Origin of the sequence: Serratia sp. X3, from assembly GCF_014982455.1 — a bacterium.
GTDB lineage: Bacteria > Pseudomonadota > Gammaproteobacteria > Enterobacterales > Enterobacteriaceae > Serratia > Serratia ureilytica.
Genome location: NZ_JADCNB010000010.1, coordinates 25,809 through 52,168 on the forward strand (window position 1 = coordinate 25,809; position 26,360 = coordinate 52,168).

The 26,360-nt window shown below is 60.6% G+C and carries 24 protein-coding genes; 13 read left to right on the forward strand and 11 right to left on the reverse strand.

Translation table 11 applies throughout. The features are described from left to right. Window positions 1–47: 47 nt before the first annotated feature. From fhuA to hrpB, 3 genes are all read right to left on the reverse strand, one after another. Complete coding sequence (gene fhuA, locus IMX17_RS23310; protein ID WP_193550267.1) at window positions 48–2,240, reverse strand: ferrichrome porin FhuA; 2,193 nt, start codon at window positions 2,238–2,240, stop codon at window positions 48–50. Window positions 2,241–2,491: 251 nt separating this feature from the next. After that, window positions 2,492–4,981 (reverse strand): bifunctional glycosyl transferase/transpeptidase, encoded by a 2,490-nt coding sequence (gene mrcB / locus IMX17_RS23315; protein ID WP_193550268.1) that lies wholly within the window; start codon window positions 4,979–4,981, stop codon window positions 2,492–2,494. A gap of 118 nt (window positions 4,982–5,099) precedes the next feature. Next, complete coding sequence (gene hrpB / locus IMX17_RS23320; protein ID WP_193550269.1) at window positions 5,100–7,538, reverse strand: ATP-dependent helicase HrpB; 2,439 nt, start codon at window positions 7,536–7,538, stop codon at window positions 5,100–5,102. Between the two features lie 190 nt (window positions 7,539–7,728). Between hrpB and thpR the strand changes: the two genes are divergently transcribed. From thpR to folK, 6 genes are all read left to right on the forward strand, one after another. Next, window positions 7,729–8,271, forward strand: a complete 543-nt coding sequence (thpR, locus tag IMX17_RS23325) for an RNA 2',3'-cyclic phosphodiesterase (RefSeq protein WP_046897335.1) — start codon at window positions 7,729–7,731, stop codon at window positions 8,269–8,271. After that, window positions 8,268–8,975: a DNA/RNA nuclease SfsA gene (gene sfsA / locus IMX17_RS23330; RefSeq protein WP_004937572.1), complete on the forward strand. Its 708-nt coding sequence runs from the start codon at window positions 8,268–8,270 to the stop codon at window positions 8,973–8,975. Before thpR ends, sfsA begins: the two co-directional genes overlap by 4 nt. 183 nt (window positions 8,976–9,158) lie before the next feature. Next, entirely contained in the window at window positions 9,159–9,614 is a 456-nt protein-coding gene (gene dksA / locus IMX17_RS23335; RefSeq protein ID WP_004937569.1) for an RNA polymerase-binding protein DksA, read from the forward strand. Between the two features lie 72 nt (window positions 9,615–9,686). Then, window positions 9,687–10,598, forward strand: coding sequence for a tRNA glutamyl-Q(34) synthetase GluQRS (gluQRS, locus tag IMX17_RS23340; RefSeq protein ID WP_004937564.1), 912 nt, complete (start codon window positions 9,687–9,689; stop codon window positions 10,596–10,598). Window positions 10,599–10,659: 61 nt separating this feature from the next. After that, window positions 10,660–12,207 carry a polynucleotide adenylyltransferase PcnB gene (pcnB, locus tag IMX17_RS23345; RefSeq protein ID WP_071883579.1) on the forward strand — a complete coding sequence of 516 codons (1,548 nt, stop codon included), beginning with the start codon at window positions 10,660–10,662 and terminating at the stop codon, window positions 12,205–12,207. Further along, window positions 12,207–12,707 carry a 2-amino-4-hydroxy-6-hydroxymethyldihydropteridine diphosphokinase gene (folK, locus tag IMX17_RS23350; RefSeq protein ID WP_004937558.1) on the forward strand — a complete coding sequence of 167 codons (501 nt, stop codon included), beginning with the start codon at window positions 12,207–12,209 and terminating at the stop codon, window positions 12,705–12,707. The genes pcnB and folK overlap by 1 nt, the downstream gene beginning before the upstream one ends. A 5-nt stretch (window positions 12,708–12,712) precedes the next feature. On the opposite strand, the gene qseC is transcribed toward folK, so the two are convergent. Both qseC and qseB read right to left on the reverse strand, forming a co-directional pair. Continuing rightward, a complete protein-coding gene (gene qseC / locus IMX17_RS23355) occupies window positions 12,713–14,071 on the reverse strand; it encodes a quorum sensing histidine kinase QseC (RefSeq protein ID WP_182265357.1) in 1,359 nt (452 codons plus the stop codon). After that, a complete protein-coding gene (gene qseB / locus IMX17_RS23360; RefSeq protein ID WP_033651337.1) occupies window positions 14,068–14,730 on the reverse strand; it encodes a quorum sensing response regulator transcription factor QseB in 663 nt (220 codons plus the stop codon). Before qseB ends, qseC begins: the two co-directional genes overlap by 4 nt. 166 nt (window positions 14,731–14,896) lie before the next feature. On the opposite strand from qseB, the gene panB reads away from it, so the two are divergent. The 3 genes from panB (at window position 14,897) to panD (ending at window position 17,095) form a co-directional block, all read left to right on the forward strand. Continuing rightward, window positions 14,897–15,691 carry a 3-methyl-2-oxobutanoate hydroxymethyltransferase gene (panB, locus tag IMX17_RS23365; protein WP_046897332.1) on the forward strand — a complete coding sequence of 265 codons (795 nt, stop codon included), beginning with the start codon at window positions 14,897–14,899 and terminating at the stop codon, window positions 15,689–15,691. 23 nt (window positions 15,692–15,714) lie between these two features. After that, entirely contained in the window at window positions 15,715–16,569 is an 855-nt protein-coding gene (gene panC / locus IMX17_RS23370; RefSeq protein ID WP_033644699.1) for a pantoate--beta-alanine ligase, read from the forward strand. A 145-nt stretch (window positions 16,570–16,714) separates the two neighbouring features. Further along, on the forward strand, window positions 16,715–17,095 hold the full coding sequence (panD, locus tag IMX17_RS23375) for an aspartate 1-decarboxylase (RefSeq protein ID WP_004937544.1): 381 nt from the start codon (window positions 16,715–16,717) through the stop codon (window positions 17,093–17,095). A gap of 36 nt (window positions 17,096–17,131) precedes the next feature. On the opposite strand, the gene IMX17_RS23380 is transcribed toward panD, so the two are convergent. From IMX17_RS23380 to IMX17_RS23390, 3 genes are all read right to left on the reverse strand, one after another. Beyond that, window positions 17,132–18,409, reverse strand: a complete 1,278-nt coding sequence (locus IMX17_RS23380; RefSeq protein ID WP_193550270.1) for a polysaccharide deacetylase family protein — start codon at window positions 18,407–18,409, stop codon at window positions 17,132–17,134. Between the two features lie 177 nt (window positions 18,410–18,586). Continuing rightward, window positions 18,587–19,357 (reverse strand): ABC transporter permease, encoded by a 771-nt coding sequence (locus tag IMX17_RS23385; RefSeq protein WP_193550271.1) that lies wholly within the window; start codon window positions 19,355–19,357, stop codon window positions 18,587–18,589. Continuing rightward, window positions 19,354–20,277 (reverse strand): ABC transporter ATP-binding protein, encoded by a 924-nt coding sequence (locus IMX17_RS23390; protein WP_033644695.1) that lies wholly within the window; start codon window positions 20,275–20,277, stop codon window positions 19,354–19,356. The genes IMX17_RS23385 and IMX17_RS23390 overlap by 4 nt, the downstream gene beginning before the upstream one ends. Before the next feature lie 211 nt (window positions 20,278–20,488). Here IMX17_RS23390 and can point away from each other — a divergent pair, with 211 nt between their 5' ends. After that, window positions 20,489–21,145 carry a carbonate dehydratase gene (can, locus tag IMX17_RS23395; RefSeq protein WP_015379031.1) on the forward strand — a complete coding sequence of 219 codons (657 nt, stop codon included), beginning with the start codon at window positions 20,489–20,491 and terminating at the stop codon, window positions 21,143–21,145. Window positions 21,146–21,182: 37 nt separating this feature from the next. Here can and hpt read toward each other — a convergent pair whose 3' ends face one another. Both hpt and cueO read right to left on the reverse strand, forming a co-directional pair. Next, window positions 21,183–21,719 carry a hypoxanthine phosphoribosyltransferase gene (hpt, locus tag IMX17_RS23400; RefSeq protein ID WP_048234659.1) on the reverse strand — a complete coding sequence of 179 codons (537 nt, stop codon included), beginning with the start codon at window positions 21,717–21,719 and terminating at the stop codon, window positions 21,183–21,185. Between the two features lie 98 nt (window positions 21,720–21,817). Next, on the reverse strand, window positions 21,818–23,503 hold the full coding sequence (cueO, locus tag IMX17_RS23405; protein WP_193550272.1) for a multicopper oxidase CueO: 1,686 nt from the start codon (window positions 23,501–23,503) through the stop codon (window positions 21,818–21,820). Window positions 23,504–23,710: 207 nt separating this feature from the next. Between cueO and IMX17_RS23410 the strand changes: the two genes are divergently transcribed. From IMX17_RS23410 to speD, 3 genes are all read left to right on the forward strand, one after another. Continuing rightward, window positions 23,711–24,058, forward strand: a complete 348-nt coding sequence (locus tag IMX17_RS23410) for a YacC family pilotin-like protein (RefSeq protein ID WP_004937515.1) — start codon at window positions 23,711–23,713, stop codon at window positions 24,056–24,058. 123 nt (window positions 24,059–24,181) lie between these two features. After that, on the forward strand, window positions 24,182–25,045 hold the full coding sequence (speE, locus tag IMX17_RS23415; protein WP_193550273.1) for a polyamine aminopropyltransferase: 864 nt from the start codon (window positions 24,182–24,184) through the stop codon (window positions 25,043–25,045). Between the two features lie 27 nt (window positions 25,046–25,072). Next, window positions 25,073–25,867 (forward strand): adenosylmethionine decarboxylase, encoded by a 795-nt coding sequence (gene speD, locus IMX17_RS23420; protein WP_004937510.1) that lies wholly within the window; start codon window positions 25,073–25,075, stop codon window positions 25,865–25,867. 32 nt (window positions 25,868–25,899) lie between these two features. Here speD and yacL read toward each other — a convergent pair whose 3' ends face one another. Continuing rightward, entirely contained in the window at window positions 25,900–26,262 is a 363-nt protein-coding gene (yacL, locus tag IMX17_RS23425) for a protein YacL (RefSeq protein ID WP_016930072.1), read from the reverse strand. Between the last annotated feature and the right edge of the window lie 98 nt (window positions 26,263–26,360).

Genomic DNA, 26,360 nt, shown 5'->3' on the forward strand with positions numbered 1-26,360 from the left:
AGATCCTGCTTTTTCCGGGGCGACGCGCCGCCGCCCCGGCTGTCCGGTTAGAAACGGAAGGTTGCGGTGGCGACCACCTGGCGTTCTGCGCCCCAGTAGCAGGCATAGTCGCGGTAGCAGCTCGATACGTAAGTCTTGTCGAACAGGTTGTTGATGTTGACGCCCACGGACGAGCCCGGCAGGCCAAAGCGCGCCAGATCGTATTTAATGGTGGCGTCCACCAGCGTGTAGTCCGGCACCTTGAAGGTGGTGTTATCGCTGTTGAAGCTCGAGCTGGAGCCAACGTAACGCACGCCGGAACCCAGCGTCAAACCGCTCACCGCCGTTTCGTGGAAGGTATAATCCGCCCACAGCGACGCCATGTGTTTCGGCACCTCGACGGTCGGTTTGCCCTGATAGGTGTTGTCCTTGGTGTACTTCGCATCGGTATAGGTATAGGAGGCGATCAGGTTGACGTTGGCATTCAACGCCGCCTTGGCTTCCAGCTCCACACCGCGCGAGCGGATCTCGCCGCTCTGCACGCTGAACTGCGCGTTATCCGGATCCGGCGTCAGGTTGTTGTTCTTGGTCAGCTGATACAGCGCGCCGGTCAGCACGATTGGGCGATCCTTCGGCACGTATTTCACACCGGCTTCATACTGCTTGCCGATCGAAGGTTTGAAGGTACTGCCCCCTTGCGTCGTGCCCAAATTCGGCTCAAACGACTCGCTGTAGCTGAAATACGGTGTCACGCCGTTGTCGAACAGGTAGTTCAGGCCGCCGCGCCAGGTGAACTGCCGGTCGGTCTGCTGGCTCGTCGAACTCGCATCACGGTTGTAAGCGGAGGTCTTCGCCCAGTCATAGCGACCGCCCAGCGTCAACAGCCACTGGTTCCACTCCCCTTGTTCCTGCACATACAGGCCGGTTTGCTCCTGACGGTTCAGATAATTGTAAGGGAAGTTGATGTTGACTGCGTCATTCCCGTATTGCGGATGGGTCATGCTCAGCCCGTCCGCGGTGCCAAATGCGGCATTGATATCGTTACGCATGCGCATGTAGTCCACGCCGAACAACAGCGTGTGGTCGATATCGCCGGTTTTCACCTTCGCCTGCGCCTGAGTATCCACCGAGAAATTGTTCAGGTGCTCTTTCGACTGAACATAAGCGCGATTGATCGTCGTCGGTGATGACAAGCCGAATCCGTAGATGCTCTTCATGTCGGTGTCCACCTGCATATAACGCAGGTTCTGGCGCACCGCCCAAGTATCGTTGAAGGCGTGTTCGAAACTGTACCCGATCATCCGCTGTTTGCGGGAGGTATAGTTGCTGGCTTCGCCTTCGTTGAAATCGGTCGGCAGTTTGCTGCCGTCCGGCAACGGGATCAGCGTGCCCTGCTTCGGCAACCAGCCGTAATAACCGGTATAGGGATCGTTTTGAATGTTGGCCAACAGCGTGAAGTTGGTCTTGTCATCCGGGCGCCAGCTAAAGGAAGGCGCGATCGCATAGCGCTTCTCTTTGCTCATGGTCTGCTGCGAATCGCTGTCTTTCGCCAGGCCGGTCAGGCGATAGGAATAGATGCCCTGATCGTCCAGCGCGTCGCTGAAATCGAAACCGGTCTGGAACAGGTTATCGGTACCCATCTTGAACTGGATTTCGCGCAGCGGCTCGGTGGTTGGCCGCTTGCTGACCATCGAGACCAGGCCGCCGGGGTTACTTTTGCCGTACAGCACCGAGACCGGGCCGCGCAGCAGCTCGGCGCGCTCGAGGAAATAAGGATCGATGGACGCTTCGCTGTAGTTATCGCCCAGCAGCCGCAGGCCATCCAGATACTGAGTGGTGTTGGTGGCCGGGAAGCCGCGGATTGCCACCGCGTCATAGGTCGTGGAGCTGCCGCGGCTGGCGAATACGCCCGGCGCATAGGCCAGCGCGCCTTTCACCGTATCCGGCTGGCGCATGTCCATCTCTTCACGCGTTACCACGGAAACGGACTGCGGGTTCTTCTCGATCGGCGTATCGGTTTTGGTGCCGGTGGCGCTGCGCTTGGCGACATAGGTGCCAACCGGCCCCCAGGCGCTTTCCTGCTGGGCGGTGTTGCTGCTGCCCACAACGGTAATCGTGTCTTCCTTGGCGGCCGGCTTGGCGTCGGCGGAAAAAGCCGGCATCGCCAGCGTACCCAACGCCGCAGCGACGGTGATCGCTAACGCGCTGACGGGGAGACGGCCCTGCTTGGCCGCGGATGATGAAAGACGCTTGGTCAGCATGATTTATTTCTCTGATGAATTATTAAATGACGAATGTAAACGATAATAATTATTATAAGCGCCGCATTTTATGCAGAAGCCAAATTAAACTGCAAGCCGAATTCATAGGGCAAATAGGTTAAGGATTAGGCGCTTAGCCTTGCGGTTAACAGGGAAATAAAACGAGCGGAAAAATAAAAAAGCCCGCAACCAAGGTTACGGGCTTAATAACAAAGCAAAAATTTTCACCGGGGCGGGCGCCCCGGCAGCGATTACTGACCGAACATATCCTTGATCCAGCCGGCGACGCCATCGCCATCTTTTTGCTCACCCGCCGCCGGTTGCTGCTGTTGCTGCACCGCCGCCTGGCTGGCCTGACACAGTCCCTGCGGATTGTCGGTCCAGACCGGGATGGTGCGCCAGCTGCCGCCGCCGCAGATAAAGTTGCCGGCGGAGTCGATGCTCATCTGGTTAATGCCTTCCGGCGGCTGCAGCATCAGCGGCAGCGGCGTCTGGTTTTCCAGATAGCGGCGATACAGGGTTAACGCGCCGTTGGCACCGGTCAGCTTGGCCGGGCCGTTGTTATCGCGCCCGACCCAGGCGATCGCCACTTCCTTGCCGTCGATGCCGGCGAACCAGCTGTCGCGCAGATCGTTGGTGGTACCGGTTTTCGCCGCCAGGTTGTAGTTCGGGAACTTCACCGACAGTGAGCGGGAGGTCCCGCGCGCCACACCCTGCTGCATCGCGTACAGCGTCAGGTAAGCGGCCTGCGCCGGCACCATGCGCTCCGCCTGCGGGAAGCTCTGGTACAGCACCGTGCCGTCTTCGGCGATCACCGAACGCACCGCCGACAGCGGCGCACGGTTACCGCCGCTGGCGATGGTCTGGTATTCCTGCGCCACTTCCATCGGCGTCAGGCCGATCGCCCCCAGCAGCATCGAAGGCACCGGGTTGATCTCCGCTTTCGGGATCCCCAGGCGTTGCAGCGTGGCGCTGATCTGATCCAGCCCGACCGACAGGCCGAGGTTCACCGTCGGCACGTTCAGCGAGTTGGCCAACGCATCCACCAGCATCACCTGACCGCGGAATTTGCGATCATAGTTGTTCGGCTGCCAGACGGCGCCGTTCGGCTGTTTCAGCGACAGCGGCGCATCCGCCAGCCAGGTGTTGAGGCGGTATTTGTCCGGCTCGGACAGCGCAGTCAGGTACGTCGGCGGTTTGGCCAGCGAGCCGACCAGGCGTCGCGCCTGCATGGCGCGGTTGAAACCGGCGAACTGCGGGTTGGCGCCGCCGACCATGGCGCGCACTTCACCGCTGAAGCGATCGACGATCACCATCGCCGCTTCCAGATCCTGCAGGTGACGCGCAGCGCGCAGCGCCGGGATGCCGTCTTCGACCGCTTTTTCCGCCGCGTCTTGCGACACCGGATCCAGCGTGGTGAAGATCTTCACGCCGGACAGGTCATTCACCTTATCGCCCAGCTTGGTCTGCAGTTCCTGACGCACCATCTGCATAAACGCCGGCTGCGGCGTAATGACGCCGCCTTTCGGCTGCACGCCCAGCGGACGCGCGCTCAGCATGTCATACAGCTCGCCGTCGATCACGCCCTGGTTCTGCAGCAGTTTGAGCACCAGATTGCGGCGTTCCAGCGCCAGTTTTGGGTTACGCCACGGGTTATACAGCGACGCGCCCTTGACCATGCCGACCAGCAACGCCTGTTGATCGAGGCTCAGCTCATCCACCGGGCGGCCGAAGTAATACAGGCTGGCCAGCGGGAAACCGCGGATCTGGTCGCTGCCGCTCTGGCCGAGGTATACCTCGTTCAGATACAGCTCCAGGATGCGGTCTTTGCTGTAACGGTAATCCACCAACAGCGCCATATAGGCTTCGTTGGCCTTACGCCACAGCGAACGTTCGTTGGTCAGGAACAGGTTCTTCACCAGCTGCTGCGTCAGGGTGCTGCCGCCCTGCACCGCGCGGCCGGCGGTCAGGTTGGCCAGCACCGCGCGGCCGATGGAGTACGGGCTAATGCCGTCATGCTCATAGAAGTGGCGGTCTTCCGTGGCGATCAACGTATCCACCAACAGATCCGGGAAACCGGAACGCGGCACGAACAGCCGCTGTTCACCGTTCGGCGACTGCAGCATGGTGATCAGGCGCGGGTCGAGGCGGAAGAAGCCGAAGCTGCGGCCGCTGTCCAGGTTTTCGATCTTCGCCAGGCGGTTATTCTGGAAATCGAGGCGGGCGCGGATCTGCCCTTCTTTGCCATCCGGGAAGTCGAACGGGCGGCGCAGCATCTCGATGCTGTTGGCCTGCACGGTAAACTCGCCCGGACGCGTCATGCGGCTGACCTGGCGGTACTGCATGCCTTCCAGCAGGTTAACCATCTCCTTCTTGCTGTACGGCATGCCCGGTTCCAGGTTGACCATGCGGCCGTACACCGCCGCCGGCAGCTGCCAGACTTTGCCGTCGATGCGGCTGCGGATCTGCGAGTCCAGGTAGACGCCATAGATCGCCAACAGGACGGCGAGCACCAGGATCAGTTTGATAAACAGGCCGAGCCAGCGGCGTTTTTTACGCGGCGGAGTCGCTTTCACCTTACGCGGCATGCGTTCCTCCTCTTCATACTCGTCATCGTCATACTCGTCTTCTTCGTAATCGTCATAATCGTCGTCTCGGCGACGGCGCGGCGGCTTGCGCGACGCGGTGCTTTTTGGTTGTTTTCCTTTGCGCCCGATGGGCTCGCGGTCATCCCCAGCCATGGCTGTTGTTCTCCGAGCTTGCCGACACTGCCGGCCATAATGAGTCGCTTAATCTGTGCCGACGCCGTGGCGCTGAACAGAAGAAACATCTGAATTCCAAACCTTAAACGATCGCGGCCTACTGATATTTCTTCGTTCGGCGCGTCGGGGCCGCCGTGGCCGGATCGTCCGGCCACACGTGTTTCGGGTAGCGGCCCTTCATCTCTTTTTGCACCTCGCGGTAGGCGCCTTGCCAGAAGGCCGCCAGATCGCCGGTGATTTGCAACGGCCGGTGCGCCGGTGAGAGTAACTCAAGCACTACCGGGATGCGACCCTCCGCCAACATCGGGCTGCGCTGCTCGCCGAACATTTCCTGCAAACGCACCGCCAGCGCCGGCGGTTTGCCGGCCTCATAACGGATCGGCAGGCGGCTGCCGGTCGGCACAGTGTAATGAGTGGGTAATGCATTATCCAGCCGCTGTTTTTGCTGCCAGTCCAACAGCCGGGACAACGCCTCGGCGAGGTTGACCTGCTTCAATCCGCGCAGATCGCGCACGCCGTTCAGCGACGGCAGCAGCCACTGCTCCAGCGCCGCCAGCAGCGGTTCTTCGTCCATCGCCGGCCACTCCGCCTCCGGCAACCAGGCTTGCGCGCACTGCAGGCGCACCCGCAGTTGTTCAGCTGCGCCCTCCCAGTTGAGCACCGCCAGTCCCTGCGCGCGCACCCAGTCGAGCAGCGCCTGCTGCAGCTCTTCGTCCGCCGGCTTGGCCAGCGGCTGCGCGCGCAGCGTCAGACGGCCGATCTGCTGGCGTTTCCAGGCGCGCAGCGTCCCCTTCTCTTCATCCCACTCCACCGCCGTGCGTTGCATGACCATCGCCGGCAGCTGCGCCGCCAACGCCTCGATATCGACCGGCAACGCCAACAAAATACGCGCATCCGGGCTATTGTGGCCCTGCAACAGGTTGGGGACAATCAACCAGAGCGCGCGCGACAGCGCCTCGTCCTGGTTCATCGCCGCGCCCAGGCCGTTGGCCAGCAGGTAGCGGCCATCCTGACCGCGACGCTGGGCGATGCGATCGGTAAATGCCAGCGCCAACAGCCGCGGCGCCAAATCGGCGTCAACTTGCCCCGCACGGTGCGGCAGACGTTTGGCTAACTGCGCGGCGCGCTGCCGCCAGTTCGGCTGCGGGCGGCTCAGCCAATAACCGATATCCATCTGCCCGCCGCGCGGCGGTTCTTCCAGCAATGCCGCCAGCAACGCGGCCGTCGCCAGGCCGTCGGCGCTCAGCGCCGCGCCGGCGACCAGCATCGCCGCCAGACGCGGTTCACATCCCAGAGCGGCCATTTGGCGCCCCGGCGCGGTGAGTTTGTCGCCGTCATCCGTGGCCCCCAGCCGGTGCAGCAACGCCCTGGCCGCCGCCAATGCCGCTGCCGGAGGCGCGTCAAGCCAGGTCAGCTGCGCCGGATCATGACACCCCCACTGCAGCAGCTCGAGCCAGAAGCCGGTGAGATCGCTCTGTAAAATTTCCGGCTCAGCGTGTTCCACCGCGCGCTCCGCCTGCTCTTTGGCGAACAGATGCCAGCAAATGCCCGCCTCCAGGCGCCCGGCGCGCCCGGCGCGCTGCACCATCGACGCCTGACTGATACGCTGTGTCGCCAGCCGCGTCAGGCCGTTGCGCACGTCGTAGCGCGCTACGCGCTCCAGGCCGCTGTCCACCACCAGCCGAATGCCCTCGATCGTCAGGCTGGTCTCGGCGATGTTGGTCGCCAACACCACTTTGCGGCGGCCCGGCGCCGCCGGCTGAATCGCTTTTTGCTGCTGCGCCAGCGGTAACGCGCCATACAGCGGGCAAAGATCGGTATCGCTCGCCACCTCGCCGGTCAAACGCTCCAGCACCCGATTGATCTCCGCCACACCCGGCAGGAACAGCAGCAACGACCCCGCCTGCTCGGCCAGCAGGCGCTTCACCGCCGCCGCAACGCCGTCTTCCAGCCGCAGATGGCTGGCCAACGGCTGATACAGGCGTTCAACCGGGAAACTGCGCCCCTCGGACACCACCACCGGCGCCTGCGGCAGCAGCTGCGTCATACGGGCGTTATCCAGCGTAGCCGACATGATCAGCAGTTTCAGATCGTCGCGCAGCCCTTGCTGCACGTCGAGCAGCAGCGCCAGCGCCAAATCGGCCTGCAGACTGCGTTCGTGAAATTCATCGAGGATCACCAGCGATACGCCCTGCAGCTCGGCATCCTGCTGCAGCATGCGGGTGAGAATACCTTCCGTCACCACTTCCAGCCGGGTCTGCGGCCCGCTTTTACTTTCGGCGCGCATGCGATAGCCCACGGTCTGGCCGGGCTCCTCCCCCAGTTGCTGCGCCAGGCGATAGGCGACGTTCTTCGCCGCCAGCCGCCGCGGCTCCAGCATGATAATGCGCCCCGGCAACCCGGCCTTAGCCAGGATCTGCAGTGGCAGCCAGGTGGATTTACCGGCGCCGGTCGGGGCGTGCAACAGCACCTGCGGGGCAGACTGCAGCGCAGCCAGCAACTCATCGAGCACTGCGCTGACGGGCAATGAAGACACTGAATTCTCCGTAGTGGTTAGCGTTAAACGGCGTACAGTGTAGCATTAGCTTTATCCCCGTAACCTTTCAAACTGTTGCGGCGTTAGCTATAGTACGGAGCTCATTCGTGCGCCGCGCCCCTCGCGGGGCCGCTGCCAGTAACGTTTACCGCTGTTCCCGACCGTATTGTCATGCATTTGCCGAGCCCTTATGTCCAATTCGCGCCGCCTGTTTTTCGCCCTGTCCTTGCCTGACGCCCTGCAACAGCAGGTGGTCCGCTGGCGCGCCGAGGCGTTTGCACCGGAAGCCGGTCGGCCGGTAGCGGCGGCCAATTTGCATCTGACGCTGGCGTTTCTCGGTGAAGTCAGCGCACAGAAAGAACTGGCGCTGCGTAAGTTGGCCGGCCGCATCGTTCAACCCGGCTTCAGCATGCGGCTCGACGATCTCGGCCATTGGCCGCGCCCCGGCGTGGTCTGGCTCGGCACCCGCCGCGCGCCGCGCGGGCTGCTGCAGTTGGCCGAGCTGCTGCGTTCGCAGGCCGCACGCAGCGGCTGCCATCAAAGCGCGCTGCCGTTCCATCCGCACATCACGCTGCTGCGCGCCGCCACCCAGCCGGTGGCGATCCCGCCGGCGACGCCGGGCTGGGCGTTCAGCGCCGACGCCTTTTCCTTGTATGAGTCGGTGTTCGAAAACGGCCGCACCCGTTACCAACACCTTGAACAGTGGCCGCTGGCCAAGCAGGCATCCCCATGATTTTTTCTCCACCGCTGCGCTCCGCCACGCTGATCAAACGTTACAAACGCTTTCTGGCTGACGTGATCACCCCGGAAGGGGAAACCTTTACGCTGCACTGCGCCAATACCGGCGCCATGACCGGCTGCGCCACGCCCGGCGACACCGTGTGGTACTCCACCTCGGACAACCCCAAACGCAAATACGCCCACAGCTGGGAGCTGACCCATACCCAACAGGGGCACTGGATCTGCGTCAACACCCTGCGCGCCAACGCGCTGGTGCGCGAGGCGATCGAACACAATTTAATCAATGAATTATCCGGTTACAGTAAAATTAGCGGCGAAGTGAAATACGGCGGTGAAAACAGCCGTATCGATTTGTTATTACAGGCAGAAAATCGGGTTAACTGCTATATTGAAGTTAAGTCAGTCACATTACTGCAACAACAACGTGGTTACTTTCCTGATGCGGTAACGCTCAGAGGGCAAAAGCACCTGCGTGAGTTGCTCAGCGTGGTTGAAAGCGGGCAACGGGCGGTATTGTTCTTTGCCGTGTTACACAGCGGTATTGAGCAGGTCGCACCGGCACATCATATAGATGAGCGCTATGCGGCGCTGTTGGCACAGGTCCGGCAGTTGGGAGTGGAAGTGGTTTGCTATGGGGCAAAATTATCACCTGACGGTATTTATCTCTGCGATAAGCTGCCGTTTTTTATCGATTAGCGCAGCCGGGTCCCTATAAATAGACAACCGGCCAGCACGATCGCCAAATACGCCCGCCTTCACACGATTGTCAAGCGGGCGACAGGAATAATTGCCAACCTACCTTCCTTCTGTTATTTATAGCGGCCTGTTTTTCCCCCGCATTGGGGATTCGATAGTGCGTGTGTATGTAGGAGAAGCAACATGCAAGAAGGGCAAAACCGTAAAACCTCGTCCTTGAGCATTCTCGCCATCGCTGGGGTGGAGCCGTACCAAGAGAAGCCGGGCGAAGAGTACATGAACGACGCCCAGTTGTCGCATTTCAAGCGCATTCTTGAAGCGTGGCGCAACCAGCTCAGGGACGAAGTGGACCGTACTGTATCGCATATGCAAGAAGAGGCAGCCAACTTCCCTGATCCGGCCGACCGTGCCACTCAGGAAGAAGAGTTCAGCCTTGAACTGCGTAACCGTGACCGTGAACGCAAACTGATCAAAAAGATCGAGAAGACGCTGAAGAAAGTGGAAGACGATGATTTCGGCTACTGCGAATCTTGTGGCGTGGAGATCGGTATTCGTCGCCTCGAAGCGCGTCCAACCGCCGATCTGTGCATCGACTGCAAGACGCTGGCTGAGATCCGCGAAAAGCAGATGGCCGGCTAATACCGTTGTTACCGCTGCGGCGTGCGCATCCGCGTGCGCCGCACAGAGAAAAGGGAACCCCTCCCCTCTGATATGCAAGAAAGTCATTATGTGGGGCGCTTTGCCCCATCGCCTTCCGGGGATCTGCATTTCGGCTCGCTGATTGCCGCTCTGGGAAGCTACCTTCAGGCTCGCGCCCAACGCGGGCAGTGGCTGGTTCGCATCGAAGATATCGACCCGCCGCGCGAAGTCCCCGGCGCCGCCGCTCGCATCCTGTCCGCGCTGGAACATTATGGTCTCCACTGGGACGGCCAGGTCATCTATCAATCCCAACGTCACGACGCCTATCGTGCCGCGCTGGATCTGTTGCAGCGCCAGGGGCTCAGCTATTACTGCACCTGCACCCGCAGCCGCATCCAGCACATCGGCGGATTGTACGACGGCCACTGCCGCGATTTGCAGCTCGGCCCGCAGGGTGCCGCTATCCGCTTGCGTCAGACCGCCCCCGTTTACCGGTTCCACGATCGCCTGCAGGGAGAATTGCACGCCGATCCGGCGCTGGCGGGGGAAGACTTTATCATTCGCCGCCGCGATGGGCTGTTCGCCTACAACCTGGCGGTGGTGATCGACGACCATTTTCAGGGCGTGACCGAGATTGTCCGCGGCGCCGATCTGATCGAACCGACGGTGCGCCAAATTGCCCTCTACCGCCAGCTGCAGGCGCCGGTGCCCGCCTATGTGCATCTGCCGCTGGCGCTGGGCGCCAACGGCATCAAGCTGTCGAAGCAAAATCATGCGCCGGCATTGCCCGCCGGCGATCCGCGGCCGGTGCTGATCGCCGCGCTGAAATTTCTGCGCCAACCGCTGCCGGAAAGCTGGCAAGATCTTGACCTGCCATTATTATTGAGCTGGGCGATCGAACACTGGCGGTTGGAAAACGTGCCGCGTCAGGAGGCTATCCCTCTGGATGAAAACACGCCGGCATTCTCAAAGGAGCCCTGGTGAGCTATGATTAGCCGCTATTTTTTGTTAGCTCCATTTTTATCAGTCACTATCGAGGTGTACCATTTTTACCCGAGTAGCCAACTTCTGTCGTAAGGTACTGACCCGCGATGACAAGCTGCCCCGCGACGACGCGGCGGCCGGCGATAAAAACGTAGTCCGCGAAGAGCGTGCCGCGGCGCCAAGCCGCCCTGCGCCGCAGCCGCGCGCCGCCGATAACGGCAGCAACGCCCCTGCCCGCCGCTCAACGCCGCGCAAGCGTCCGCCTTTCCCCCTCGCCGAGAGCAACGACTCGATGACCGTGATCCCGCGCGAACAACACTCGATTTCGCGCAAAGACATCAGCGAGAATGCGCTGAAAGTGCTTTATCGCCTGAACAAGTCCGGCTACGAGGCTTATCTGGTCGGCGGCGGGGTGCGCGATCTGTTGCTCGGCAAAAAGCCGAAAGACTTCGACATCACCACCAACGCCACGCCGGAGCAAGTGCGCAAGCTGTTCCGCAACTGCCGCCTGGTCGGCCGCCGTTTCCGTCTGGCGCACGTGATGTTCGGGCCGGAGATCATCGAAGTGGCCACCTTCCGCGGCCACCACGAACAGAATCAGGAATCCGACAAGAATTCCTCCCAGCAGGCGCAAAACGGCATGCTGCTGCGCGACAACATCTTCGGTTCGATCGAAGAAGACGCCCAGCGCCGTGATTTCACCATCAACAGCCTGTACTACGGCGTGGCGGATTTCACCCTGCGCGATTACGTCGGCGGCCTGAATGACCTGAAACAAGGCGTGATCCGCCTGATCGGCGATCCGGAAACCCGTTACCGCGAAGATCCGGTGCGCATGCTGCGCGCGGTGCGCTTCGCCGCCAAGCTGGATATGCGCATCAGTGAAGAGACCGCCGAGCCGATCCCGCGTCTGGCTTCGCTGCTGCATGAGATCCCACCGGCGCGTCTGTTCGAAGAATCCCTCAAGCTGCTGCAGGCGGGTTACGGTTTCCAGACCTACCTGAAGCTGTGCGAATATCAGCTGTTCCAACCGCTGTTCCCGCTGATCGCCCGCAACTTCACGCCGAACCACGATACGCCGATGGAGCGCATTCTGGTGCAGGTGCTGAAGAACACCGATCATCGCCTGCAGAACGACATGCGCGTCAATCCGGCCTTCCTGTTTGCCGCCATGCTGTGGTACCCGCTGCTGGAGCACGCGCAGAAACTGGCGCAGGAAAGCGGCCTGGCGTACTACGACGCCTTCGCGCTGGCGATGAACGATGTGCTCGACGAGCAGTGCCGCTCGCTGGCGATCCCGAAACGCATTACCACGCTGGTGCGCGATATCTGGCAGCTGCAGCTGCGCCTGTCTCGTCGTCAGGGCAAACGCGCGCACAAACTGATGGAACATCCGAAATTCCGCGCCGCCTATGATTTGCTGGCGCTGCGTGCGGAAGTGGAAGACAATCAGGAGATGCTGCGTCTGGCCGAGTGGTGGGGTGAGTTCCAGGACGCCACGCCGGCGCGGCAGAAAGCCATGTTGAGCACCCTGGGTGACGATCCGGCGCCGCGCCGCGCGCGTCAACGCCGTCCTCGCCGCCGGGCACCGCGTAAAGAAGGGGCATAATGATCCGCGTTTATATCGCGCTGGGCAGCAACCTGGCGCAGCCGCTGCAACAGGTTAACGCCGCGCTGGAGGCGCTGGAGCATCTCCCGCGCACCCGGCTGGTCACCTGTTCTTCGTTTTACCGCACCAAGCCGCTGGGGCCGCAAAACCAGCCGGACTTTCTCAACGCGGTGGTGGCGCTGGATACCCTGTTGCCGCCCGAACAGCTGCTCGACCATACCCAGGCGATAGAACGCAATCAGGGGCGCGTGCGCAAGGATGAACGCTGGGGGCCGCGCACGCTCGATCTGGACATCATGCTGTATGGCGACAAGGTGATCCATACCGATCGCCTGACCGTACCGCATTACGGCCTGAAAGAGCGCGAATTCATGCTCTACCCGCTGGCGGAAATCGCCCCCGATCTGATTTTCCCCGATGGCGAACCGCTCGCCAGCTGCCTCAAGCGCGTGCCGGAAAACGGCATGGCGCTATGGCACTCGCCAAAACCGAAATCCTGACCCGCCTACAGCGCCAGCCGCGCGACAAATCCCCCCGCCGGGCGATTGGCGAAACTGATCTGTAAACCATGCAAGCCGGCAATACGCTGTACGATCGAGAGCCCCAGCCCGCTGCCGGTCTGTTCCTGCCCCGGCGGGCGATAGAAGCGCTCTCCGAGCCGCGCCAGATGCTCCATGGTGACACCCGGACCGTCGTCCTCCACCGTCAGCGAACGTTCGCTCAACGTCACGGTGACCGCGCCGCCCTGCGGGGTGTAACGCACCGCGTTGTCCAGCAAGTTGCGCAATAACAGTGACAGCAGCAAGGTCTGCCCCTGACGCACCGGCGGCGTTCCCTGCTGTTCATAACGCAGCGTCACGCCCGCCGCATGAGCCAGCCGATCCTGTTCCGCCAGGGTCATCATCACCAGTTCGTTCCAGTCAATGGGCGCCAGTTCGGCCAGATCCGACAGCGAATCCAGCCGCGACAGCGTGAGCAGCTGATCCACCAGCCGGGTGGCGCGATCGATGCCGACCGTCAGATTGTCCAGCGCATGCTCGCGCATCGGCGCATCGTCCCCCGCCAACTGCACCACTTCGGTCTGCACCCGCAATGCCGCCAACGGGCTGCGCAATTCGTGCGCGGCATCGGAGGTGAAACGCCGCTCCCGCACCAGCAACGCATTGATGCGGGCGAACAGCGCGTTGAGCGCATCCACCAGCGGGCGCACCTCGGTTGGTACCTGGCGCGCATCCAGCGGCGTGGCGTCATCGGGCGCGCGCCGGCGCAAACCGGCGGCCACCGCACGCAGCGGCCGCAGCTCGCGCCCAACCATCAACGCAATCAGCAGCATCAGCACCGGCAGCGTCGCCAGCCAGGGCACCAATTGGCCGGTCACCATGCCCAGCGCCATATCGCGCCGGTAATCCCACTCCTGGCCGACCACGATGCGGTAGCGCCCGTCCGGGCTGGTCAACCATACCAGGCGCCAACTGTCGTCATCGCCTTTGCGTTCGCCGTCGGTAAAACCTTCACGCTCCCCGTCAAACAGGAAGTCGGCACCGTTCTCGCCGTCGTTGAGCAGCATCTTGCCCTGGCGATCGAAGATGGCGAACGCCAGCGCGTCATCATCTTGCTCGCCCCGTTTGCCATGATGCACCAGCTTCTTGGTTTTCGGCAGGCTGCGCGCGCTTTCATCGGCCAGCAGATCGCCGAGGTTGGCGGTCGCCAGCCGCTTGGCGAACAGCATCTGCTGGGTGTCGAACACTTCGTTGATGGTGTTGCGCGACATCACCCAGGCCACCACGCTGGCAGTGCACCAGGTCAGCAGCGCCAGCAGGCTGAAAATCAGGATCAGACGCAGCCGCAGGCTGAGACGCTTCACGGCGCATCCCCCAGCGTATAGCCCACGCCGTGGATGGTGCGGATGAAGCCGTTGCCCAGCTTGCGCCGCAGGTGGTGAATATGCACCTCCACCGCGTTGCTGCTCACCTCGTCGTCCCAGTTGTACAGCTTCTCCTGGATCAACGGCCGCGCCAGCACGCGCCCTTTGTTGTGCAGAAACAGCTCCAGCACCGCCAATTCGCGCGGCGTCAGCGTCACCGGTTCGCCGTTGCAACTCACGCTGCGGGTAGCGCTGTCGAACACCACGTTGCCGTGCGTCAGCTGCGGCATCAGTTGGCCGTGACGACGGCGGATCAGCGCCTGCAGGCGCGCCGCCACTTCGGCCAGCGCGAACGGTTTGCACAGGTAGTCGTCGGCGCCGCTTTGCAACCCGCTGACCCGTTGCTCCAACGCATCGCGGGCGGTGAGGATCAGCACCGGCACATCCTGCCCGGCCTGACGCCACTGGCGCAGAAGATCCAGTCCATCGAGGCCCGGCAGGCTGAGATCGAGGATCACCGCGTCATACGGCGCGCTGCCCAGGGCGTTTTTACCAACCGCGCCGTCGGTGAACCAGTCCAGATTAAAGCCGAGTTTGGTCAGCCCGGCCTTGATGCCGTCCCCGATCAGTTTGTCATCTTCGATCAGCAGAATTCGCATGAGTATCCCTTTTGAGTCATGACGCCATTGCACCACAAGGTTCTTAAGAACCGCTTAAGCATGGCGATCCGCGCTACCCACCCCGATCGGGTTACAGTAGAATGGCTGCACTTTTTTGCAGCCTGGGCCTGCGTAAGCCGCACGGCCCGTTTCAGGAGACGTTGTGATGAAACCCACCACCGTGACCCATTTGCGCCAGTGGAAACAGGAGCAACGCAAGTTTGCTACCCTTACCGCCTACGATGCCAGCTTTGCCAAGCTGTTTGAAGAGCAAGGCATTAAAGTCCTGTTGGTGGGCGATTCGCTGGGCATGACGCTGCAGGGCCACGACTCCACGCTGCCGGTCACCGTCGCCGACGTCGCCTACCACACGCGCGCCGTGCGCCGCGGCGCGCCGGCCTGCCTGTTGCTGGCCGATTTGCCGTTCATGAGTTACGCCACCCCGGAACAGACCTTCAATAACGCCGCCGAGCTGATGCGCGCCGGCGCCAACATGGTGAAACTGGAAGGCGGCAGCTGGCTGTGCGACACGGTGAAAATGCTCGCCGAACGCGCGGTGCCGGTATGCGGCCACCTGGGGCTGACGCCGCAGTCGGTCAACGTGTTCGGCGGTTATAAGGTGCAAGGGCGTGACGAACTGGCGGCCAAACAGCTGCTGCAGGACGCGCAAAATCTGGAGCTGGCCGGCATTCAGCTGCTAGTGCTGGAGTGCGTGCCGACCGAGCTGGCGCGCCAGATCACCGAAGCGCTCTCCATTCCGGTCATCGGCATCGGCGCCGGCAACGGCACCGACGGCCAAATCCTGGTGATGCACGACGCCTTCGGCATCACCGGCGGTCACACGCCGAAATTCGCCAAGAACTTCCTGGCGCAAAGCGGCGATATCCGCACGGCGGTGCAACACTACATTCAGGAAGTGGAGCAAGGCCTCTATCCGGCGGCTGAACACTCTTTTAACTAAGCGATGGTTCCAGGAGTCACCCAATGATTATTATCGAAACCCTGCCGCTGCTGCGTCAGCAGATCCGCCGCTGGCGCCAGGAAGGCAAGCGCATCGCACTGGTGCCGACCATGGGCAACCTGCACGACGGCCATATGACGCTGGTCGATGAAGCGCGCGCCCGCGCCGACGTGGTGGTGGTGAGCGTCTTCGTCAACCCGATGCAGTTCGATCGCCCGGACGATCTGGCGCGCTACCCGCGCACGCTGCAGGAAGACAGCGAGAAACTGACCCGCCGCGGCGTCGATCTGGTGTTCGCGCCGGCCCCGGCCGCGGTCTATCCGCAGGGGCTGGAGCAGCAAACCTATGTCGACGTGCCGGGCATCTCCACCATTCTGGAAGGCGCAAGCCGGCCGGGCCACTTCCGCGGCGTTTCCACCATCGTCAGCAAGCTGTTCAACCTGGTGCAGCCTGATTTGGCCTGTTTCGGCGAGAAGGACTACCAACAATTGGCGCTGATCCGCAAAATGGTGGCGGACATGGGTTACGACATCGATATCGTCGGCGTGCCGACCGTGCGCGCCAAAGACGGCCTGGCCCTCAGTTCACGCAACGGTTACCTGACCGCCGAGGAACGCAAGGTTGCGCCGCAGCTGAGCAAAATCATGAACGCGCTGGCGCAGCAGTTGGCCAATGGCGAGCGCCATGTCGAAACGCTGTTGGAACAAACAGCCGAGCAACTGCGCGCCGCCGGCTTTACGCCGGATGAGCTGTTTATTCGCGATGCCGACAGCCTGCAGCCACTGACGGTGGACAGCCAACGGGCGGTGGTGCTGATGGCCGCCTGGCTGGGCAAGGCGCGGCTTATCGACAACCAGCAGGTTGACCTGACGCTGTAAGTCATTTTTTATACTGTCGTCACCCTGCAGCCCTGGCCATAGGTAGACAATGGCGGGGCAATCGGTGACGATAGAGATTGCAGGGATGCAGGAGAGATGTTCAACCCCAACGCCTGTGAAGGCCGATATTCAGTTAGGTAAAGCTATGATACGTACTATGCTGCAAGGCAAGCTGCATCGCGTCAAAGTCACTCAGGCTGACTTGCACTATGAAGGATCCTGTGCCATCGATCAGGATTTCCTGGAAGCGGCCGGCATTCTGGAATATGAAGCGATCGATATCTACAACGTGGATAACGGCCAGCGCTTCTCCACTTACGCCATCGCCGCCGAGCGCGGTTCGCGCATTATTTCGGTCAACGGCGCCGCCGCGCGCTGCGCCTGCGTGGGCGACAAACTGATCATCTGCTCCTATGTGCAAATGACCGACGCCGACGCCCGCCAACATCACCCAAAAGTCGCCTATTTCGAGGGTGACAACAACCTGCAGCGCAAGGCGAAAGCCGTGCCGGTTCAGGTCGCCTGACGGTAAAACGGGCGCCTCGCGCGCCCGTTCTTTTCCTTACTGCACCACCGTGCCCGGCTTGTTGGCTATCCGGTCCGCCATGGTCTGGATCGAGTCGGTGCGCAGAATATACAGCCGCTTCAACGTATAAGGATTATCCCCCGGCTTCACCTTGCCCTGCACCGTGGTCACCGCCAGATGGAAACCGGCGTCCTGCGCCGCCTGAATAGCCCGCTGGTTATAGCCGCCGAACGGGTAGGACAGATACAGCACGTGCGGGTTGAACTGCGACAGCGCGCGGCGCGAGCGCTCAAAATCGAACTCGATATTGTGCAGCGAACGGCTCAGCAAAATCGGCTGGCGATTGCCGTCGGTGCGATGCAGGAAATGGGTGTGCGACTGCACGTCGAACACGTCCTGAATCTGCTTGAGCTCCGAGACGCTCATAAACTGCAGCGAGTCCGGGTTCCATTTCTGCGGATGACGCTTGATGCGCGAAGAGATGATGAACGCCGTCGCGCGGAAACCGTAATCCTTCAATACCGGGTAAGCGTAGCGATAAACCGATTTCAGCCCGTCGTCGAAGGTCAGCACGATCGCCTTGCCCGGCAGGTTGATCTGATTTTTCAGGTAGGCTTCCAGCTGATACAGCGAAATGGTGTCGTAGCCCGCCTGCTTGAGGTAGGTCATCTGGTTGCTGAACGCCACGTCTGAGGTGGTGGTCGAGGTATGGCGGAAGCGCTTGTTCTCTTCGTTTTTCAGCAGGTGATGGTAAGTCAGCACCGGGATGCCGTTATCGATCTCGCAGTCCAGCTCACTGACGAACCCCAGCCGATCGCCGATGTTGACCTCGTACCAGGTATTGTTCAGCCGATCCTTCAGCTTGCCGATGATCGGATAACGCAGGTTGCCTTCCAGCGTGCCGAAGACCTCGCTGTCCTTGTCCGCCGCGGTGTATACGTCGATCGCCTTTTGGGTGATCAGATTCTGGTTGGTCAGCGGCTTGTTCAGCTCGCCCAGATCGTCTTGCACCTTGCGCGACTTCTTCAGCTCGCGCACGTCGTCTTTATCGATAAAGCCGGTGCCGTGCCCGAATCTGAATTCGTAGTATTCCGCATCCGCCGGGAACACCTGGATCAGTTGCCCGCGCTTCACTTCCCCTACCGGGATCACATGCTCGCCCACCAGCGAATAGACTTCGCTGTCGCGCTGCGCTTCCATGTATTCAGATTTAACCGCGCCGTCTTCCGACAGCAGATTCGCCAGGCTCACAGGGGAAACCAACGACATCAGAATGCCGAGTAACCCAGTCGCCAACTTGTATTGAGGCCGCATGATGATGTTCTGCTTACGAGTGCGTAATGACAAAAATGAAGGAAATGTGGAGCGCCAGCATAGCACGATTTGAACAGCGGGGAACTAGCGGTTATTTGAGCGATTCTATTGATTTACGCGCCGCCTGCGCCAAATCGGGAAAAGCGCCCCCGCCGGGAAAACGAGGGCGCATCAGGATCAGCTGCGCAGGCCGCGGCCGCGTTCGATCAGGTACCAGGACAGCAGGTAGAACACCGTGATAAACGCCACCAGCACCGCCAGGGTGAACGCCAGCGGCACGTCATTGATGCCGAGGAAACCGTAGCGGAAACCGCTGATCATATAGACGATCGGGTTCAGCTTCGACACCGCCTGCCAGAACGGCGGCAGCAGCGACAGCGAGTAGAACACCCCGCCCAGGTAGGTCAGCGGCGTCAGCACGAAGGTCGGGATCAGGCTGATGTCGTCGAAAGTGGTGGCGAACACCGCGTTGATGAGCCCCGCCAGCGAGAACAGGATCGCCGTCAGCAGCAGCGTCAGCGCAATCACCCACCAGGCGTGCACCTGCAGCGGCACGAAGAACAGCGAGATGATGGTCACCAGCACGCCGACGCAGATGCCGCGCGCCACGCCGCCGCCGACATAGCCGGCGATCACCACGTGGGTCGGCACCGGCGCCACCAGCAGTTCCTCAATGTTGCGCTGGAATTTGGCGCTGAAGAACGACGACGCGACGTTGGCGTAGGAGTTGGTGATCACCGCCATCATGATAAGGCCGGGCACGATGAACTGCATGTAGCTGAAGCCGTGCATATCGCCGATGCGCGAACCGATCAGGTTGCCGAAGATGATGAAGTACAGCGTCATGGTGATCACCGGCGGCACCAGGGTCTGGATCCAGATGCGCGCGAAGCGGTTCACCTCTTTGGCCCAGATGCTCTGTAAGGCCACCCAATACAAACGCGTCATGCTTTCTCTCCATTGCCGTTAACCAGGGTGACAAACAGCTCTTCCAGGCGGTTCGCCTTGTTGCGCATGCTCAGCACCTGCACGCCCTGCGCGCTCAGCTGGGCGAACAGGCCGTTCAGCCCCTGTTCACGCATCACCTCCACTTCCAGCGTCGAGGTATCCGTCAGGCGGCTGCGGTAACCGTCCAGCTTCGGCAGCGGGCTTTTCGCCGCCAGATCGAGGATAAAGGTTTCCGACTTGAGCTTGGCCAGCAGCCCCTTCATCGAGGTGTTTTCCACCAGCTCCCCGTTCTGGATGATGCCGATGTTGCGGCACAGCATCTCCGCCTCTTCCAAATAGTGGGTGGTGAGGATGATGGTGGTGCCCTGGGCGTTCAGCTCTTTCAGGAAGCCCCACATCGAGCGGCGCAGCTCGATATCCACCCCGGCGGTCGGTTCATCGAGGATCAGCAGCTTTGGTTGGTGCATCAACGCGCGGGCGATCATCAGACGGCGCTTCATGCCGCCGGACAGCATGCGAGCACGCTCGTTGCGCTTGCCCCACAGGTCCAGCTGATTGAGGTACTTTTCGGCGCGCGCCATCGCTTCACGCCGCGTGACGCCATAGTAACCCGCCTGGTTCACCACGATCTGCAATACGGTCTCAAACGGGTTGAAGTTGAACTCCTGCGGCACCAGGCCAAGCTGGCGCTTGGCGTTGACGATGTCTTTATCGATGTCGTAACCGAACACCCGCACGCTGCCGGCGGTTTTGTTCACCAGCGAGCTGATGATGCCGATGGTGGTGGACTTTCCAGCGCCGTTTGGCCCTAGCAGGGCATAAAAATCCCCCGCCTCGACGCTCAGGTCGATGCCGCGCAGCGCCTTGACGCCACCGGCGTAAGTCTTGGTCAGCTGCGCTAATTCCAGTGCATAATTCATATGTAAAATAGTACCTTATAACGATGAGTATGCCGCCGCGCCCCCTGTTTGCGAGGCTTGAAACAATAACAATAATCCTAGCATCGACGGCGTTTTCACTGAGTCGAATCCGTGCGGTAAATGAGGTTGCACCACTGTTCCGATTTCCAAATTGTGACGCTTACCCTATATTACCCCAACGCAATCTGTTCGTTACGGGTCAATCACCTCCATGAAAGAAATCGAAGAGCTTATCGCCAACAACCAGGCCTGGTCGGCCAATATCAGTCAGGAAGACCCGGATTTTTTTGAACGTTTAGCCCAGGCGCAAAAGCCCCGCTTCTTATGGATTGGTTGCTCTGACAGCCGCGTTCCCGCAGAACGCCTGACCGGCCTCGAGCCGGGTGAACTGTTCGTCCATCGCAACGTGGCAAACCTCGTTATCCACACCGATCTTAACTGCCTGTCGGTGGTGCAGTATGCGGTAGATGTGCTGGAGGTCGAACACATCATCATCTGCGGCCACCTGGGCTGCGGTGGCGTGCAGGCCGCGGTGGAAAACCCGGAGCTGGGTTTGATCGACAACTGGCTGCTGCACATTCGCGATCTGTGGTACAAGCACAGTTCGCTGCTGGGCGAGCTGCCGCCGGAACAGCGTTTCGACATGCTGTGCGAGATCAACGTCATTGAGCAGGTATACAACCTGGGCCACTCCACCATCATGCAATCGGCCTGGAAACGCGGCCAAAAGGTGATGATCCACGGCTGGGTGTACGGCATTCAGGACGGCCGTCTGCGCGATATGGAAGTGCTGGCGACCAGCCGCGAGAGCCTGGAGATGGGCTACCGCAAAGCGATAGCCAAACTGAAGCAGGATAAAGGCGTATAATCCCGCCGCGGGCGCGGCAGGCCGCGCCCCACATCAATTACTCGTCCAGCAGCACCACTTTGCCGACGTACGGCAGGTGACGGTAGCGCTGGGCGTAGTCGATGCCATACCCCACCACGAACTCATCCGGGATCGAGAAGCCGACGTATTCGACCGGCACCTGCACTTCACGGCGCTCAGGCTTGTCCAGCAAGGTGCAAATCGCCAGCGATTTCGGCCCACGCAGCGCCAAAATCTCGCGCACTTTGTTCAGCGTGTTGCCAGAATCGATGATGTCTTCCACGATCAGCACGTCTTTGCCGCGAATGTCTTCGTCCAGATCCTTGAGGATCTTCACGTCGCGAGTGGTGGACATGCCGCTGCCGTAGCTGGAAGCCGTCATGAAGTCGACTTCGTGCGGCACGTCAATCGCGCGGCACAGATCGGCCATGAACATGAAGGAGCCGCGCAGCAGCCCAACCAGCACCATGTCACTGCCGCTGTCGCGGTAATGTTCGGTGATCTGGCGGCCAAGTTCGGCGATACGGGTCTTAACTTCCTGCTCGGAAATCATTACGTCTACAGTGTGTTTCATAGTATTCAGGTCAGTTGCCGGAAGAAAGGCGCAGAGTTTAGCATAGCCTTTCGCCGGTGGCGACGCGAGCGCACCGCCACCTGAGCGATAGGCCGCCATCAATCGGCGACGGTAAAGCCCATCATCATGCCGGTATCTTCATGCTCCAGCAGGTGGCAGTGGGCCATATACGCATGTTCGCTGCTTGCCGAATGGTCGAAGCGCACCAGCACTTCGCTGCGCCAACCTTCGACGCGCACCGTGTCCTTCCAGCCGCTGCGATGCGCCGCCGGTGGTTTGCCGTTTTCCGACAGAATACGGAACTGGGTGCCGTGAATGTGGAACGGGTGCAGCATCATGTCGCCCTCGCCGGAAATGGTCCACTTTTCATACTGGCCCCGTTTGGCGGCAAACATCGGTTTGGTCATATCGAAGGCCTTGCCGTTGATCATGTTGCCGTGGCTGAAGTCGAACGGTTTGGCGTTGCCCTGCGCGCCGCCATGATCCATCCCGGCCATCTTGCCATGATCCATGCCTTTCATGCCTTTCATGCTGCTCATGTCGCCGTGGTCCATGCCCTGCATGCCGCCCTTCTCCATGCCCTTCATGTTACCGTGGTCCATGCCTTTCATGTCTCCAGCGCCCGTCGCGCCATGATTCATGCTCATGCCGGCCATCGCCTGATGACCATAACGATCCATCAGCGCCTGCATGCCGAGCATATCCAGCTGCGGATCCATCATCAGCTGCAGCCAACGCTCCTGGATGCCGGCGGTGGCAGGCAATGTCGGCAGCTTCACCAGGCTGTCCGGCATGGTTTTGATGCCCTGCGCCAACGACGGCTGAATGCGCAACACCGGCAGCGGCCGATCGAATGGCGCCAGCGTCATACCCATCTGTTTCACCGGCAACGTCACGATGTCGAACGCTTTCCCGTCGGAGGCATCGACCAGCACTTCAAAGCGCTCGCCCATCAGCATCGGCAGCTCGGTCAGCTTCACCGGCTCCGCCAGAAAACCGCCGTCGCTGGCGATGACGTACAGCGGGCGGTTGTCACTGGCCGCCAGATTCAGCGAGCGGGCGTTGCAACCGTTGAGGAAACGCAAACGCAGCCAACCGCGCGGCGCCAGATGTTGCGGGTACTGAGCGCCGTTGGTAAACATGCGATCGCCAAACCAACCCACAGCCGCGCTCATCACGTCCAGGCGATATTCGATCTGGGCATCTTTGCCCAAGCGCTTATCCTGCAGGATCACCGGAATGTCATCCTGCCCCCAGGTTTTCGGCAGCGGTAGTTTGGCGCTTTCATCGTCTTCCAGCAGCACCAGCCCCGCCAGCCCCATCATCACCTGGCTGCCGGTTTTACCGTGGGTATGCGGGTGGAACCAGCAGGTGGCCGCCGGTTGATCGACGGTGAAATTCACCGTGCGCGTTGCGCCGGGATGGATCAACGCCTGCGGGCCGCCATCGACGTCGCCGGGGATTTCCAGGCCGTGCCAGTGGACGGTACTGGCTTCCGCCAGGCTGTTTTTGATATCGACCATCACCGGCTGACCCCGCTGCAGCTTCACCGCCGGCCCGAGCAGCGCGCCGTTGAATCCCCAGGTTTTGGTGGCGGCGCCGGGCAACCAGCGGGTTTCCCCCGCCTGCAGCGCCAGCGCAATCTTTCCCTGCGCGTCGGGCGTTAACAGCGGGGGCACCGGCAGGGTCGGCCGCTCGGCCGCTAAGGCGGCCCGGCTCCATAACGGCAATGCGCTCGCGGCGCCCAATGCAGCGGTCAATTTAATAAAATCACGGCGTAACATCGCTGACTCCCTTTTCTCAGTGACATAACTCAACGCAGCCAGCCTAAACCTTCCCCCAGGCGGAAGGTCAAGCCTTTCCTGGCGGTATTTTAAGCTATGCCTCACAATCCGTGAGTGAACGCCATGGAAGGCCGTCAGCAATAAAATTTGGTGCCTTTACAGGCAAGTGTGGTAACGTCTGCAGACGACAAACAGGCCTATTTCATGATGAAAAAAACAACGTTATCGATGCTGTTGCTGGCGATGCTGGGCTTCTCCAACGCCAGTCTGGCGCTGAATGAATCCGAGGCGGAAGATCTGGCCGATCTGACGGCGGTATTTATTTATTTGAAAAATGATTGCGGCTACAACGATTTGCCAAATGCGCAAATCAAACGCGCCATCGTCTATTTCGCGCAACAAAACCGCTGGGATTTGAGCAACTACAACAGCTTTAACATGAAGGCGCTGGGCGAAGACAGCTATCGCGATCTGAGCGGCATCGCCATTCCAACGCCCAAGAAGTGCAAATCGCTGGCGCGCGACTCCCTGAGCCTGCTGGCCTACGCCAATTAATCTTCCCCCTCGCCCGTCCCCCCTCCGCTCTCTCTGTCTGAAATTCAACCGTGCATCGCCAGGCAGAGTTAGCTATGATGTTGCGCCGATTTTTCATGGCTGTTATTACGGAGTTTCCCGCACATGACCCAGAAAGAAATTTGGTACGAAACGCTGCATACGGGCTTCGGCCAGTACTTCTCGGTAGAGAAGGTGCTGTACCGCGAGAAGACCGATCATCAGGATCTGGTGATCTTCGAGAACCCGGCGCTGGGGCGCGTGATGGCGCTCGACGGCGTGGTGCAAACCACCGAGCGTGACGAGTTCATCTATCACGAAATGCTGACCCACGTGCCGCTGCTGGCGCATGGCCGGGCGAAGAAAGTGCTGATCATCGGCGGCGGCGACGGCGGCATGCTGCGCGAAGTCAGCCGGCACCCTGGCGTGGAGCAGATCACCATGGTCGAGATCGACGCCGGCGTCGTCGAGTTCTGCCGCCAGTACCTGCCCAACCACAGCGCCGGCGCCTATGACGATCCGCGCTTCAAGCTGGTGATCGACGACGGCGTCAACTTCGTGAATCAAACCGGCGAAACGTTCGATGTGATCATCTCCGACTGCACCGATCCGATCGGCCCCGGCGAAAGCCTGTTCACCTCGGCGTTTTATGAAGGCTGCGCCCGCTGCCTGAATGAGGGCGGCATTTTCGTCGCGCAAAACGGCGTCTGTTTCCTGCAGCAGGACGAGGCGGTCAACAGCCACGCCAAACTGAGCCGCTACTTTAGCGACGTCAGCTTCTATCAGGCGGCGATCCCGACCTATTACGGCGGCATCATGACCTTTGCCTGGGCGAGCCAGGACCCGGCGCTGCGCCAGCGCGATCTGCCTGCCCTGCAACAGCGCTTTAACCAAAGCGGCCTACACTGCCGTTATTACAACCCGGCAATTCACGTCGGCAGCTTTGCCCTGCCGCAATATTTGCTCGATGCCCTGAACGTAACACGTTAAGCGAGAAGATAAAGGAGGTGGCCCAAATTGCATAAGCTAAAACTGCACGGCTTCAACAACCTGACCAAGAGCCTGAGTTTTTGTATTTACGATATTTGTTACGCCAAAACCGCGGACGATCGCGACGGCTATATCGCCTACATAGACGAACAATATAACGCCAACCGGCTGACCGAGATCCTGAGCGAAACCTGCTCGATCATCGGCGCCAATATTCTGAACATCGCGCGTCAGGACTACGAGCCACAGGGCGCCAGCGTCACCATCCTGGTCAGCGAAGAGCCGATCGATCCGAAAGACGTCGATACGTCGGAACACCCCGGTCCACTGCCGAATACGGTCGTCGCGCACCTGGACAAGAGCCATATCTGCGTGCACACCTACCCGGAAAGCCATCCGGAAGGCGGGCTGTGCACCTTCCGCGCCGATATCGAGGTCTCGACCTGCGGCGTCATTTCGCCCCTCAAGGCGCTGAACTACTTAATTCACCAGCTGGAATCCGACATCGTCACCATGGACTATCGCGTGCGCGGTTTTACCCGCGACGTGAACGGCGTGAAACATTACATCGATCATGAGATCAATTCGATCCAGAACTTTATGTCGGAAGACATCAAGGCGCTGTACCACATGATGGACGTGAACGTTTATCAGGAAAATATCTTCCATACCAAGATGTTGCTGAAGGATTTCGATCTGAAGCACTACCTGTTTAACGCGGAGCCGGAGGCGTTGAGCGCCGCCGAACGCAAGCAGATCACCGATCTGTTATGGAAAGAGATGCAGGAAATCTATTACGGCCGCAATATTCCGCATCTGTGATGGAAAGGGCGCGGCGCGCCGCGCCCTGATGCTTAGTACTTCAGCATGAAAGAACGATAGGCCTTCAACACCCGCAGGAAATCCTCAACGCCGCAGAATGAGAGGCTTTCTTCGTCGTAGTAGTTCATCCCCTCTTCCATTTCGTCGCCCTCGAACTCCAGCTGATTGGCGCGGATCATCACTTCTTCACCATCCATCAGCAGCGTATATTCATGGCCTTCCAGCTGCCATTGGCGCTCGCTGCCTTTGACCTCGGCCGCGCCGGCTTCAATGCGGTCCAGCAGGTTGAAATCGCCTTTGACTTCTTCGTTGATCCAGTGGCCAATCGCTTCATGCCCCATCGAAAATCTGACGATCACCTGACCGGTGACGTCACGCAGAAATTCGTAATCCATAGCATGCCCTCCTGAGCCCTTTTTCTTAGTGTAAACATAAATGGCGGACTAACTCAGTGAGCGCTCGCAAAGTTGGCAACTGAGCAAAATAAAACGGG